Below are 210 nucleotides of genomic sequence, written 5' to 3'. Positions count from 1 at the left end.
AAAAGGAGAGAATGAGAGTCGCTTAACCTTATATTCCATTCATAATGGCCGTGCGATTGAGGGAACAAGAGTTCTAACGGGTGATGTTATAGGTGAAACACCAGATGATACAGGTTTGAAAGTTTCCTATCAAAAGTATAAGAACAAGAAAGAAAAATTGGTATATGTCAATCCGCAATTTTATTTTCCAAAAGTCATTCAACTTCAGAC

The 210-nt window shown here is 35.7% G+C and carries 1 protein-coding gene; it reads left to right on the top strand.

Features of this window, described 5'->3' with window-relative positions; all coding sequences use genetic code 11:
* The coding region (locus HMPREF2701_RS01555; RefSeq protein ID WP_261674387.1) for a hypothetical protein at nucleotides 1–210 on the top strand (210 nt) is incomplete at both ends.

The sequence above is a fragment of the Streptococcus sp. HMSC077D04 genome, from assembly GCF_001808785.1.
Taxonomy (GTDB): Bacteria; Bacillota; Bacilli; order Lactobacillales; family Streptococcaceae; genus Streptococcus; species Streptococcus mitis_BX.
This window is presented reverse-complemented; position numbering and strand designations above follow the sequence as displayed.